The following is a 15,105-nucleotide window of genomic DNA, read 5'->3' as shown; positions in this document are numbered from 1 at the left end:
TTGTATGTTGTTTGTAATAAATGTTTGTATTTTGTGTGCTGAGTTTGTTTTATGTAATATTAAATTCGCTATAATTGTTTGCAAATTGAATTCAATTGTTGAATCAATATATCTAATGCAAAGGCTTAATTATGAGATTTTATAAAATGACAACCGGGGTAGGAATACTGGCGAGTTTGATGCTTATAAGCTGTGACGATACAAAAAATACCGTTGACTCAAATAACCAAACTGACACTCAAACTGAGGTGGTCAGTCAGACCCAAACACAGACCCAAACCCAGACCCAAACCCAAACCCAAACCCAAACCCAAACCCAAACCCAAACCCAAACCCAAACCCAAACCCAGACTAATTCTCAAACTGACACTCAAACTGATACTCAAAATCAGACTCAAGTCAATCGAGCCCCTCAGATTAGCTCGGTTGATCAAATCAATAATAGTTATCAGGTTCAAGCCTTGGATTTAGACGGCGATACATTAAGTTATGTTTGGACATTAAATGGCGCCACGATTGGTAATTCAAGTGAATTAGTAATCGATGATGTAGATGCTAGTGGCAATCAAGTTGTCCAGGTGACAGTGACAGACGGTAAAGGCGGCACTGCGATTCAATCCGTTCCTATTGATTTTGGTCAGGTTGCTCAAGAGAATCAGTCACCTGTTATTAATGTGATTACTCAGAATGATTCTATTTATGAAATCAATGCGACCGATTCAGATAATGATATGTTGAGCTATAACTGGATAATTGCCGGTCAAAGTATCAATACGTCAAATAGTTTGAATATTGACTCCTATGATTACATGGGCAACCAAACAGTTATTGCCAGTGTCAGTGATAACAAAGGTGGTATGGACTCACAAACGCTAATGATTGATTTCGGCGAGCCTGCTCCAATGTCATTCTTAATTGAAGAAAACGAAGTGGGCTTTTGTCTGTTTGACGGGGTAGTGGATACCGTACACATGGGCTACACAGGTGAAGGCTTTGCCGATGTTAACAATGCTGTGGGCGCAAAAATCCGTTGGAGTGTTAACGTTCAACAAGCAGGGCAATATGAAATTAAATGGCGCTACGCTAATGGCGCAGCAACGACTCGTGCAGGTACGCTTTCAATAAATGGCACCGATCTTAACGAGGTTTCATTTGCACAAACAGCCGACTGGGCACAATGGACGACTGTTAGCCAAACTGTTTCTTTAGAAGCAGGTATAAATGAAATAAAACTGACGTCTTTGACTGACCAAGGTTTAGCTAATATCGATTCATTTGAAATTGTTGATGGCAACATAGTAGGCGAACCTTGTGACTTTTATGTGCACGAAACTTGCCCAAGTGATGAAAGTGTTGCCTTTAATCAGTTTGCACCGACGATTCCATCTCGAATCGAAGCGGAAGATTATGACATCGACGGTTTCAACGATGTGACTGTGGCAAACGAAGGCGGTGAATATCGCATCAACGACGCTGTTGATATTAAAACGATTGATGGTGGCTTTGCTGTTGGCTGGCTGATGCAAGATGAATGGCTTGAATATACCATTTCAGTTGAAGCTGAAGGCGACTTTGACGTAACGATTCGTTCAGGAGCAGTTGGCGCAGGCAGAACATTAAAACTTTCACAATGTGGTTCAACATTGATCGAATCATTTGATATTCCAAATGTGGCAAATTGGGGCGAATACAAGACCTTATCGGCAGGTAAAGTTCATTTAATGCCAGGCGTGCAAAAAATTCGTGTTGAAGTAGGCGATACCGATTATGCCGACCTTGATTGGATACACATTGGCCAGTTTGACGGGCCGATTGATGAAGTTGCTACGGGTGTGCCGGGTAACTATCCAAAGGGTAACCCTCCAGTTAAAAGTATGGGTTGTGGTATGGATGGCAGATCGACATTGCTTCAAGGCGGTCAAGCAGTAAGCGGGGGTCTACCCACTTCAAGACAGCTGTACATTAGAAGCAATAACCAAGATCGCGAGTTTATTGTTGATATTCCAGCTGATTATGACTTCAACAAACCGTACCGCTTGTTTTATACCTCCCATTGGATTGGTAGTAACGATAATGCTATAGCCACCGGCGACCACGGTATGGCGAATCAAAGCGCAACTAACTGGAGCTATTATGGTCTGCGCCGTGAATCACTTGCAGCGGGCGAGCCGGCTATTTTTGTTGCACCTTCATCAGTTGGTTCAACATGGCAAGAAACCGATAACCGATTCCTTTTCAATGACATTATCGCGAAAGTCACCAGTAACCTGTGTGTGGATGAGTCTCGAGTGTTTGCTACTGGTTTTAGCTTTGGCGGCATGATCACTTACTCGCTATCAACCAATCACCAACAGCAAATTCGCGCCGCGGTAGGAATCAGCCCTGCTAACTTTAATATTTGGCTACCCAATCCGCTGCCAACCGACCCTATTGCATGGATGAGCGCTACCGGAATGGGCGATACACTGACACCTTGGGATCGAGGTAACGGCCAGCATGGTGCGAAATTTATTGGTGAGCAACGTGCGCAGGATAATAATTGTACGGCGGCGACGATTCCAACTTGGAATCAATCCAGCCCGTCTCGACATGTTTGTTATGACTACCAAGGCTGTGATGATAATTATCCAGTCAAAGTCTGTACTTATAATGGCGGCCATGATCCAGCGCCACACGATGGCGGCGGCGGAAGTGACGGTTTAAACTCTTGGGTACCTTCGGAGTCTTGGAAATTCTTTAGCCAGTTCTAAGGTTGCTTTTATCTTATAGTGATTAAAAAAAAGCCCTTACGTGAAAGCGTAGGGGCTTTTTTTTTAACCTAAAGAATTTGGGCTTATACCAATACATCGTACTTCTTAGCTATAGTTGTAATCTTGCACACTAAAGATGATTGTAAGTTTGGGATTCATTCCAAAAAAAGCACACTATAGATCGTTGTAAGTTTGGGATTCATTCCAAAAAACTTCCCCTTTACATAACCAATATTCGATCAATCTCGCCATTTAAACCATCACGGGTTTGATCAGATAGATTTTGTAACTGTCTAAATTTTATAAACCCGGATTTTGGATCAGAAAACTCTTCAGTTAAACTGCCCAAATCAGTTTGATGTAATGCGGCGACGTGTTCGCGTACGATGCCTGTGTTGTCTTTACTGATTGCCCATTTTGCAATGTTGCTGCCAAGATTTGCATGTCCAGTTTCTTCTGATGATATCTTTTCTAAGTTTTGTTTTAGAAGTTGATTGGTTGTCTGTTTTGCACCAGCTTGCATTTTCTGTGCTGCTAACCCTTCGCCATACCAACCATCAATTAAGCCTTCCATGGCTAATCGACTTAAACTGTCTACACCTGTTGACGTATTTCTAAATAAGTCACAAGGCGCTGTTAGTGCAAAACTTTCATCAAATTGAGCGGCTTGGTCTGCACAATACTTTGCGTGTGCGACTTCTTGTTCGCCAGAATCTAATGCTTGGTCAATTAACGATTGAGGTGCACCAGCCATCATTAATTCAAAGGCTAAATTGCCAAATGCAAAGACAGCTTCAAATTCATCTTGTGCCATGTCAGCCCATTTTGTTGCCAAACTATTTACCACATGTCGAGTTTCACGTTGTTGATTATTATTGTCTGTACGAAGCGGGCGACCTTCCATCACTATAGCAGAGTACAAACCAGCAAATGTCCCCGGTATTCGAATGCCTGCATTTAACGTAGTTTGCTCAATAAAAAAATCATGACGAATAGCCGTATTAAAAGCCATGGGTTCAAATAACGCACCGACGCGTAATCCCCAGTCGTTTTGTTTAAACCGATAAGTGGTGCCAAGCTCACCCATAAACACATTTTGGTCGTAATAATTTGCCTGTCCTGCTGTTAATCCAATAGTTGTCTGTAATCCGTCTTTGGCAACATAATTTAGTTGCACCATTGAGCCCACTGCTAAATTCATATCAGTGGTGTTAATTAATTCGTAATTTGCTTGTTCAATGTGCTGAACCAGATACGCTTCAATACCTATGGTCAATCTAGGGCTGAAGTTCTTATTAAACGTAATGCCCAAATTTAACCCCGCCCCGCCAACTATTTCATCTGCATCTAATGCAAGTGAATTGGATGGCGCAAGTGCATAAGCACCAGCTATGAGCATAGATAAGCGTCGGATTGAGCGTATTTGATTTCGTGATAATTTCATAACTTGGGTATCCTTTGGTAGAATCATGATAAGCATTCAAAAAAATAATTTTCATTTGAATTTTGAATATACACATGGAAAATTATTAAAGACAGCGTTGGATATTTTTATCCTGAACGCCGTCTCAAAAAACGCGTTTGTGAGTCAATTAAATTCTTATAATCGAAAAACACATACTTTAAATCGTTGTTAGTTTGAAATTCATTCCAAAAAAGAACGCTGCAGATGATTGTAAGTTTGGGATTCATTCCAAAAAAAACTAACTAGTCAGCCCTGAAAAAACATCAAAACCTTCTATAAATTCCCCAAATAGTTTTTTTGAGACTAATTTATTTGCCAACATCAAGGCTGATGGTTCTGCTAATGAAGGGAAAAGCAGAACCGTTTCTCTTTCTTCTAGCAATGTAGCAAATCATTTAAAAGTAAGATTCCGTTATATTTCAGCAGGCGGATTGCAGGGTGATGTTGCAATAGATAACATTCGACTTTCAGAATAATAAAGCAAGGCCAGGGTGCTATTTAGCACTCTGGTTATTTTAATCCATTGTTAATTTCTCGTTTGATTTCATTTCATATTTACCTCTATTTTTGCTCTAAACCTCAATCTTTTCTCAATAGTGTCATTCTATTTGTCATTGTTTTTTCTATCGTCGGTTAAGGGTGAATTCCCATTTAATAAAACATAGACAGCTATAAAGATGTCAATAAATGGAATGTAAATGTGAGATCCGTCACATTAATTTGTTTTTTACCTCTGCTACACAAAAACATTACAAGTTACTACCAAATAGTCGATTAACTGAAATGTAAAAAAGATATAATCGACTCAATTAAAATTTCAAACCCTTAAGAGAGCGTGTTATGCACTTTAAAAGTATATTAGTTGGCCTTGTTTTGGTCCTTGGGTTTATTAGTTGTGGTCCTGAAACGAATGACTCAACTAGTAAAATACATGTTTCAACCACCACAAATGCCCCAGTAGTGAAAGCTGATGGTATGGTTGAGTTTAATTTACTCACTAACATTACTGAACAGTCGGATATTGACTATTTGTATACTTGGACGTTTGCAGATGGCACGACAAGTACTTCAAGCATTGCTTTGATGTCGCATCAATTTACGCTAAATGGTGAGCAGAATGTTAAATTGGTCATTTCTGATAAAAATGGTAAAGCTCAGCCGGTTACAGTTAATATCAAAGTCAATGTCACAACAGCATCTGATAATACTGGTGCGGTTAAGCCGTATACTTCGTTATTAGTACAAGCGATGGATGCTTTTATTTCAGATAAAGACGGCTTTAAAGCCCCTTGTTCTAATTGCCATTACATTGGTTCAGCTAATACTAATCTAAATTTCAAGTTATCAGCCTCTGCGGAACTGACTCAAGCTTCTATTGAGTCTGGCTTAATTAGCTGGGTAGAAGCAGGTGGTAATGCGAATTATCTTAATCCAATAGACCCTGCAAGAACTAACCATATTACTAAATTTAGTTTAGTGCCCGAAACAGAAACGGCGAACGTAGAATTGTGGACGGACTTAGTTGCAGCAATGGTTCAGTATGTTGAAGACCAAGCGGATCAATCGAACTTAAAACCCGATGCTGTCATTAAATCTGAATTAGTAAGTGACCACACTTATTTATTTGATGCCTCTGATTCAAGTGACCCGGAAGGGGCTGATTTGATTTATAGCTGGAACTTTGGCGACGACAGTGTAATCAGCAATTTGATGAAACCTTCACATACCTTTGCTGCAGATAAACGATATACCGTGACATTAACAGTGTCAGATGGCAAAAAAGACGATGTGGCGGTAGTAATTATTTCTACAAAACAGGTGTTAGTAGGTAACCCAGTTACGGGTGAAGCGTTGTATAACGAGCAATGTGATAGTTGTCACAAAGAATTCGGTGTGGGTATTTCTGGGTTATATGAACCAATTGCTATTAATCGTTATATCGATGGAATTGATGATTTATTTTATAAAATTGAAGCCACTATGCCGCAAAACAAATCTGGAGAGTGTGTCGAGCAATGCGCTGCGGATATTCAAGCTTATATGTTAAGTTGGGAGCGCCATATTACAAATTATAGCTGTCCAGTTGAAAAAATAGATGCAACGAAATATGGCCCACGTCAAATGCGTTTATTAACTATCGATGAGTATGCAAATACCGTGAAAGATTTATTTGGTTATGATGTGGATAAGTCAAAGTTGTCTGCGAATGCTCAAATTCATGAGTTTGATAATCAGGTAAAAACTGCTGTTGATTTTAACCGTTTTAAATCTTATGAAGCGTTAGCAACAATCATTGCAGATAATGCCGCTTTAACCAATTTTGTAAATGTAAAAGGCGCAGGGGCTTGTGTTGCTAGTGGCGATTGTTCAAATGCTTTTGTTACTAATGTTGCAAAAAATGCTTACAGACGTCCTTTAGATGCTACTGAGCAAGCCGCTTATTTAGGGTTGTTTGATTCAACCGATGCAGGTACTTCTGGTGATGCTCTAGAGAGTATGCGTTTGGCAGTTCGTACTATGTTGATGTCTCCTTATTTTTTATATCGTTCTGAGTTGGGCATGACTCGAGCAGAATTTATTGATTTTAATGAAAATGCGCCACCTGTTTATCGTCCAATTGGTAATCCTCAAGATATTAATTTATCTATAGCAGGTGGTGAGCTTGATGTTTATGGAAGTACACAATTTAGTTATGACTTCCAAGGCGGAGAACAAATTCAAATAACTTCAGTAGGTTCAAACTCAATTGGGTACAATGACACTCAAGAAAGTGATGCATGGCCTACATTAAAAGTTGGTATTCAAAATGGTGCGACTTTATTTGAGCAAAATATACCACCAGCAGCCACTACTGTTTTGATTCCAGTTACCGTAACTGGAAATCAGACAATTTCTATTCAAAACTCAACATCGAACCATCCACAAAGCAATTCTCGATTGTTAACTATTGATTCGGTACAAGTGGCGCAATTTGAACAAATTCAATTTGAAATCCCTGAAATGGATGATGACGCCTACGCATTAACTCCTTACGAAATGGCAACATTCATTGCATACACTTATACAGGCACAACACCTGATTCCACTTTAATGAGTGCAGCAGATGAAGGGTTATTTACCGATGCGGCAGTTCAAGCTCAAATAGAGCGTTTATTAGCAACTGACAAAGCAAAAACGCACTTTGGTAATTTTGCCGCGCAATGGTTAACAACCGATGCAGTGTTAGTTTCTGAAAAGGATGCGACTAAATATCCTGATTATACTGATGCGGTTCGTGAATCAATGGCTCAAGAAGTTCGTGAAATCTTTAACGATGTTTTATTTAACGATACAGCGCCTTTCTCTTATTTATACGATTCAACCTATACATTTGTAGACAGTACACTTGCTGATTTTTATGGACTTGGCGGTGTTTCAGGTGATGGTTTTGTTAAAACAACCGCGCCAGGTCGTGGTGGATTAGTGACATCGGGTGCTTTTTTAAGTGCATGGACGTCGCCAACTGAATCTAAATTAATTCTGCGCGGCGTACGTTTAAGAGAGCGCTTCTTATGTCAGCATTTACCGCCTTTCCCTTCTAATATTGATTTAGGTGAAATACGTAATGAACAAGCTGCTGAAGTGGATCGTGTCAAAGCACAAAATAATGGTGTGATTCGTCAGTCGCATTTGGATTTTATTAATACAGATGTAGCACAGTGTAAAACGTGTCACGAGTATATTATTAATCCACTGGGCGTTGGGCTTGAGGATTTTGATGCTGTAGGTTTGCCAAGAACGAATTATATAAATGATGATGGTTCTGTGGGTTTATCTGTTAATTTCACAGGATTCCAACCAGAAAAAGCTAATCATAATTCAGTATTTTATGGAATTGATGATATGTATGACTCAACTCAATTCAGAGTATTCCAAGGTGCAGAAGGCTTGGGTGAGCTTCTTGCAACTGAAGATGTGACTAAAGCATGCATGATTGAAATGAGCTTCCGTTTTATGATGGGAACTGGTCCTGATGAATTTGATCATGCTAATACTGAAGCTGTGGTTATGACTGAAAGTGAGCGTGAAGATTATGTTTGTACCACCGATTCAATGATTTCAAAAATGAATCAAAATAGCGATAACCCTAAAGCCGCTATTATTGAATTTGGTATTTCAGATATCGTGCGTTTTAGAAAACAAAGAAATCGTTAATACGGCTATAGAGGTATATAAAAATGAAAAAATTAAAAACTCCACAAGAAGTTCAACGCCGTAATTTTCTAAAAACAGTTGCGAGCTCTGGTATTGCAGTATCTGCATTAAAAGCAAGTACATTAGGCTTAAGTTTAATGGCAAGTCGAGCTGGTATGGCGGCGGGGCCAAATGGCATAAAACGCATTGTGTTCTTTTATATTCCAGACGGTTCGCCTCCTGGTGAATACGTTTGGAATAACGGCTCGTTAGGTCCAACATCTTTGCCACTTGCAAGTGTAAAAGACAATATAATTTTGGTGGAAGACTGTACTACAGGTGGTAATGGACACTCAGATGGCGGTATGGGCACATTAGGTGGTGCGCATTCTGGTATTGGTAGAGATACATTTGATATCCATTTAGAAAAAGTATTGGGCGGCAATACGCCATTTCCATCATTGCATATTGGTGTTGAATCTAACGCAGATGTGGCAATTGGTATGCGAAGCGGAGAACGTATTATTTATAACGACAACCCAGTTACTGTATTTGAGCGATTGTTTGCAGGTGGGGTTGCTACAGGTGGGCCTGAAGAAAAACGATTTAAATCTGCTTTGGATCATAATAAAGCTGAATTAGAAGCGATTAAAGCTAAATTAGGTACGTTTGAATTACAACGCTTAGAAGAACATCAAGCTCAAATTGAAAAAGTAATTAAAAACTTTGAAGAATCAAAAGATCCATTGCCAGGTTGTGATGATCCAACCCAAGAAACCTATAGCTGGAACGGTAACGAAATTGGAGAATTTACAAAGATTTCGAATATGCAATGTGAAAATATTGTTGCTGCATTTAAATGTGGCTTAACCAATATAGCTACCTTGCACTTGGGGAATCATCAGGCAGAATTTACAGTGTCTGAACATTCTGAAATTGGAACATATCATACAGGTGTGCATAATTTTGCAGGTAAGCCTGAAGAGTATTCACAGTATCGTGCGTATTTTACAGAACGTTTAGCTTATATGATTGAGTTGTTACGTGACACATTGGATGAAAACCAAGAAAGCTTATTAGAAACAACGTTGTTGCTCCAAGTAACCTGTATGGGTCATGGTGATGCGCATAACCAAGCAAATGCTCCGTTTACTATAGCAAGTGGTAGTAAAGTTTCTGTTGGTCGTTCAATGTCGATTCCTCATGGATTCGACTTGTTAGATACGGTCTCTGTTGCGCTTGGTGTTGAGGGTTCTGTACCTAAATATAGTAATGGCGAATTCGCAGGAATTTTAAAAAAATAATTTAAAGTGATTAAGCAGCCTGCTTTGGGCTGCTTAAACTTAATTTTAAAGCATTATTTAAATGTTTACTCGCTTCAATTATTTCTTCAAAAAATAGTAAAATCCGATTTCAAGCAGGTTTTACAATCCATCTAAATTTTATTAATACTCTTTCTAAATTCAATTATTCTAAAATTCTGTAATTTGCTTCACTATGATTTTGGCTATAAGTCTGAAGTTAAAAGTAACAAAATTAAAAATATCAGGTAATCAAACTCGCATTTTAACTGATAGGAAAAGCTATGTTTTAAATTTGTGTTGCAGGTAATGTAACTATCTGATTTTAAATAGCTTTTAGTTAATTCAATAATTTATATCAATTTTAGGTTTTGTGGCGTCTGTTTGGTCAAAATCCACTAAGTAAACGCTTTAAATTTAAACAGCAACAACAATTTAAAACATATCTCAGTTAATGACGAGTTGAGAACTTGTGTACCTTTTATGTTAATTAAAAATTAGTGAATTGTTGTAATTACCTGTAAATGATAGACCTGTTCCATGTTTAGTGTGACTGTTTCCTTAAAATTCAAAATCCCTGTTTTTATAGGTAACAGTTAACCTTTTATCAACTTAAAAGTGTGTAAAATAATTAAAATTGCCATTCTCTATTTTTACTATTTTTTAAAAGATAGACTAAAAATAGTTCATCCATTCAAAGAGGTTCTTAATGAATAGCGCATTGTTTTTTTCTAAACTACGTTTTACAAATTTAATGTTGTTGGTTGCTGTTTTATTTAGTACAGCATGCCAGCCTGTTGAAGAAGATACAATTGTTCAAAGTCCGGCTATTCAAGTCAGTGGAATGCCTCAGCAAACTGTAGATTCTCCTTATTCTTTAAACCTTAATGCCAATCAAAGCGGTAGTGGGTTTCAATATAAATGGGAGTTTGATAATAAAGTTGTTTCAACAACTCCAGTTATGCTTGATTTACTTGTTGAACCTGGAACTTACCAATATAAATTGACAGTGACAAACTCGAATAATAAAAGTGTGTCTGAATACTTCACGGTTGTTGTTGAGGGTGAAGGTGAAGGTGAAGGACAGCCATTAACTGATGATGATAATGATGGTGTGCCAAATCAATCTGATGCATGTCCTACAATTTTTGCAAATACCGCAAATGGTTGTCCTGAAAATTCAGTTGTCGATAACAGAACGGGTGAAGAAATTTACATAGAAGATTGCCAAGGATGCCATGGTGACAGTAAAGGTTTAAATGCAGATTTTGGTGGTGCGTTAACTAAATTTCAATGTGACACATGCACTGATGAATATACGTTAACCAATACAATTGAAACCACTATGCCAAAAGGAAGTGCAGCAGATTGTGATAATACATGCTCAAACAAAGTCGCAAAATATGTATTGGCAGAGTTTGACGGATATGGTGACAATTTAACTGGCCAGCAATTATACGAAGGATTGTGTCAAAACTGTCATGGCGATGGCGAACAAACAACAGGCTTTGAACAGGTACAATTAATCCCTGCAACCTGTTCGGTTTGTGCAGATGAACAAGCCACTATTACTAAAATTACAAACACCATGCCGTTTGGTAAAAGTGCATCATGTGACGTTACCTGTGCCACTAAAATAAACGAATACATGCGTTTAGAATTTTCTGGATACGAAGGTGTGGTTGATATTCCTTATAAAAACTTAAATGCAAATGGTGAGTTGAGTTTTGCTTTTGCAAATAATCAATTAACGATTAGCTGGTCACAACGTTCAGATGTACCTGATTTTTGGTTGTTAGAGCGTTTAAATGAAACGACTCAGCAATGGGATGTTCAATTATATGAGTCTGGAAATACAACTTCATTTGTAGACACTCAAAACAGTATTGGTATGTATCGTTTATATGCACTTACTAATTCAGTAGCGTCTGTACCGGTTTATGGTCAAGCATCCGCAACTCAAATTACAGTCGATAATGGCGCAGTATGGGGCGAGACTGATGGCGTATTCTTTTTAAATAAAAATGTGTCAGGTAACTTTGTTGCTGAATTTACCCTTCATTCAAGAAGTGACGCAAGCCAGTGGAGTAAAATTGGATTAATGGCACGCGAAACCTTAACCGATGATTCCGCGCATTTATTTGGTTACTTCAACGGTAACGACGGTATGGAAGTATCCACACGATTGTCAGCAGCAGCTGAAACAAATTGGTTAGCAGGAGGGGGTGCAAGTTTACCTGTACGGATTCGATTTGAACGTTCTGGTACAGCATTTACTATTTCAGCAAAAGAAGCAGGGCAAGACTGGGTAGAAGTGACACAGCAAACACGCTCTGTGCCTAATTCATTATTTGTGGGTGTTGCGTTGTCTTCAAACTATGGTGACTCACCATTAGATGTTGAGATCAGTGGTTTTACAATTAATCAGCAACTAGTGACTGATTATACTGAAACTAAATTTGGTGGCACAGCAGTCGTTGATGTTGATGCGCCTGTTCAAGTTGACTCTTCTCAAGTCAGTATTAATCCAAAAGTGGATGAGAAAAAATTATCGAAAATAAATCGTTTTGTGTTTGAAAATCAATTAAGTGATGTGTCTAATCAAACGGATTTAAACTTTAATTTATCTCAAGACGACACAAGTATCGGCTATGAAGTGGGTTTAAATACATCTGCATTAAGCATCGAAAAATACGTTAATGCAGCTGAGCTTTATGCGCAAAGTATTGCACCTGATTTAATTGCATCGTTAACTTGTGAGTTAGATGACTCAGCTTGTATTAATGAATTCATTACAAAAATTGCGATTGAGTATTTACGTGCAACGCCATCTCAAGCTCAAATCACAAACTTAAATAATGTGTACTGGGTGATAAACGATCAGTTAGGTCAAGAAGCCGCGATCCATGGTTTGATAGAAACTTTAGTATTGTCTCCTGACTTTTTATATCAGTTTGAAAGTGACGGCGCGAATATGCCAGAGGGTACATTAGTGCCTGTCACGGGTTTAGCAATGGCGTATCGTTTATCAAATACATTATGGGCAGGTATGCCAGATCAAACATTAATATCCGCTGCATTACGTGGCGAGTTATCAACGCCTGATCAAATAAAAGCACAAGCCACCCGAATGATTGAAGACGAAAAAGCAAAACGCGGATTTCAATTATTTTATCGTCAATGGTTAACACTAGAAAAATTAGAAACCACACAAAAAGCAGTTGATGGCATCGATTTTGATATGTTGTCACCGGTTATGTTGGAAGCCATGGATCATTACATGAACTCAATTGTATTTGATGATCAAACCCCTTCAACATTAGAAGGGTTATTGACCGCACCATTAGTGGCAACCAATAACGAACTTGCTTCTATTACCAATATTGCATCCAACTCAAGTGATATGAGTATGCAAGAAACCGCGGCTGAAAATGGCGATCAACGAACAGGACTTTTAGGACAGCCAGCAATGTTGTCGTTATTAGGTCATGCTAGTACAACCTCAATTGTGCATCGTGGTGTGTTTGTGTCACAACAATTCATGTGTGCAAATTTCCCTGCGCCGCCTGAAGATGTGCCAACATTAGACAGCATTGATACAACCGGTAAAAGCTCACGCGCGGTATTAGATGAATTAACAGATGTTGATGGCTGTAAAGAGTGTCATAAATTTATCAACCCAGTTGGAGCAACGTTTGAAAACTTTGATACATTAGGTCGTTCACGTTTAACCGATGACTTAGATGTGTTGGTTGATTCCAGTGCACAAATATACTCGCGTACTACCGGTGTGATTGATGGCACTTATAATGGTTTAGCAGAATTAAATGAATATTTAGCCTCATTAAATAGCGTCAAAAATTGTTTTGTTTCTCAGTACCTAACCTATGCAATAGGTCGAGTGCCTAGTGCTAATGAGCGTAGTTCAATCAATTGGTTAGTTGATCAATTAGATAACAACAACGGTAATATCAAACAAATGTTAATTGAAGCGACACAAACACCTGTCTTCCTTTATAAAAAAACCAATTCAGTAGGGGGAGAATAACTATGAAAAATTTCTCAAATAGTCGTCGTCGTGTATTACGTAATACTGTTAAAACTGCAGCTGCTTTACCGTTTTTGCATCACTTGCCAAGTTTTGGTGCAACCGCGACACCTAAAAAACGATTCATAAATATATTTTCGCCAAATGGCACCATGCCTGAAGAATTTTTCCCAACAGGCAGTGAAAATAATTTTAGTTTCAATCGAATATTAGCACCACTTGAAAGCCTAAAAGACGATGTGATTGTTTACAAAGGCCTAGAAAGTAAAATGGGGCAGCCAGGTGATGCGCATCAAATTGGTATGGGTGGATTGTGGACAGCCAAACATTTAACCGAAGGTTCAACGGCAGGCGGTAATGTCGGTGATATTCCAGTGGATTGGGCAGGAGGCATTTCTCTTGACCAAGTAATTGCAAATCAAATTGGTGCTGAGAGTCGTTTTAAATCTTTAGAATATGGTGTGGCTTGTGGTAGTGCTCAAATTTGGTCACGCATGAGTTATTTAGATAGAAACGTACCGATCGAACCAGAGATGGATCCTTATGTTGCATTTAACCGCTTGTATGGCAGTGCAAATCCAGATGACATTGGTGCGCAAGAACAACGTGCCGTACGTTTAAAAAGCGTATTAGATGGCGTGCAAACAGATTTATCGTCAGTGCGTAAATATTTATCAGCTGAGGATCGTGTAAAACTTGAAAACCACACTGAGTTTGTTCGACAAATTGAACAGTCCTTAGAAATTCCTGATTTATCTGGGGGGTGTTACGTGCCCACATTAGGCGCAAGGGTAGACATCAACAAAGACGAAAATATTCCACAAATCGGTAAGTTGTTTATGGATATGATTGTCTCAGCATTTGCCTGTGACCAAACCAGTGTTGCATCATTACAATGGACACGTGCAGTCAGCCAAGCTCGATTTACTTTTTTAAATATTTTAACACCACATCATGATTTGTCTCACGATGATGATTCATTGTTTACTTCTAAAGAAGCCATCACATTAATTAATATTTGGTATGCACAGCAGTTTGCGTATTTAGTGCAAAAATTAAAAGACACACCAGATCCTTCAGGTCAAGGCAGTTTATTAGATAACACTTATGTGATTTGGGGTAATGAGTTAGGCAAAGGCAACAGCCATACTCGTGAAGATATCCCGTTTGTAAGTGCAGGGTCGTTACAAGGTAGGTTCAATACTGGTCGATTTATACAACAAGGCTCGCAACAAACTCATGCTAAATTATTAACCACTATTGCCAATGCATACGGTGCAAATTTAACGGGCTTTGGTGATTATAACGAAGGCGAATTGACAATCTAATGTTTCATTAAATAAAAAAGCCACATAGTTATGTGGCTTT

Annotated in this window: 6 protein-coding genes; 5 read left to right on the top strand and 1 reads right to left on the bottom strand. The window is 38.6% G+C overall.

The genetic code is table 11. The features are described 5' to 3' along the window. Nucleotides 1–131 precede the first annotated feature (131 nt). The gene (locus TYM08_RS16920; RefSeq protein ID WP_422380330.1) at nt 132–2,750 is read left to right on the top strand and encodes a carbohydrate-binding protein; all 2,619 of its coding nucleotides are present in this window, start codon (nt 132–134) and stop codon (nt 2,748–2,750) included. Nucleotides 2,751–2,970: 220 nt separating this feature from the next. Here the strand turns inward: TYM08_RS16920 and TYM08_RS16915 are convergent, their stop codons facing one another. Beyond that, the gene (locus tag TYM08_RS16915) at nt 2,971–4,194 is read right to left on the bottom strand and encodes a hypothetical protein (RefSeq protein WP_422380329.1); all 1,224 of its coding nucleotides are present in this window, start codon (nt 4,192–4,194) and stop codon (nt 2,971–2,973) included. A gap of 861 nt (nt 4,195–5,055) precedes the next feature. Between TYM08_RS16915 and TYM08_RS16910 the strand changes: the two genes are divergently transcribed. From TYM08_RS16910 to TYM08_RS16895, 4 genes are all read left to right on the top strand, one after another. Next, a complete protein-coding gene (locus TYM08_RS16910) occupies nt 5,056–8,409 on the top strand; it encodes a DUF1592 domain-containing protein (protein WP_422380328.1) in 3,354 nt (1,117 codons plus the stop codon). A gap of 23 nt (nt 8,410–8,432) precedes the next feature. Next, nucleotides 8,433–9,692 (top strand): DUF1552 domain-containing protein, encoded by a 1,260-nt coding sequence (locus TYM08_RS16905; protein WP_422380327.1) that lies wholly within the window; start codon nt 8,433–8,435, stop codon nt 9,690–9,692. Nucleotides 9,693–10,398: 706 nt separating this feature from the next. Next, nucleotides 10,399–13,737 (top strand): DUF1588 domain-containing protein, encoded by a 3,339-nt coding sequence (locus TYM08_RS16900; RefSeq protein ID WP_422380326.1) that lies wholly within the window; start codon nt 10,399–10,401, stop codon nt 13,735–13,737. A 2-nt stretch (nt 13,738–13,739) separates the two neighbouring features. Continuing rightward, the gene (locus tag TYM08_RS16895) at nt 13,740–15,065 is read left to right on the top strand and encodes a DUF1552 domain-containing protein (RefSeq protein WP_422380325.1); all 1,326 of its coding nucleotides are present in this window, start codon (nt 13,740–13,742) and stop codon (nt 15,063–15,065) included. Nucleotides 15,066–15,105: the final 40 nt, after the last annotated feature.

The organism is Marinicellulosiphila megalodicopiae (genome assembly GCF_045862395.1).
Classification (GTDB): Bacteria; Pseudomonadota; Gammaproteobacteria; order Pseudomonadales; family Natronospirillaceae; genus Marinicellulosiphila; species Marinicellulosiphila megalodicopiae.
The sequence above is the reverse complement of the archived record's forward strand: the minus strand, read 5'-3'. Positions and strand labels throughout refer to the sequence as shown.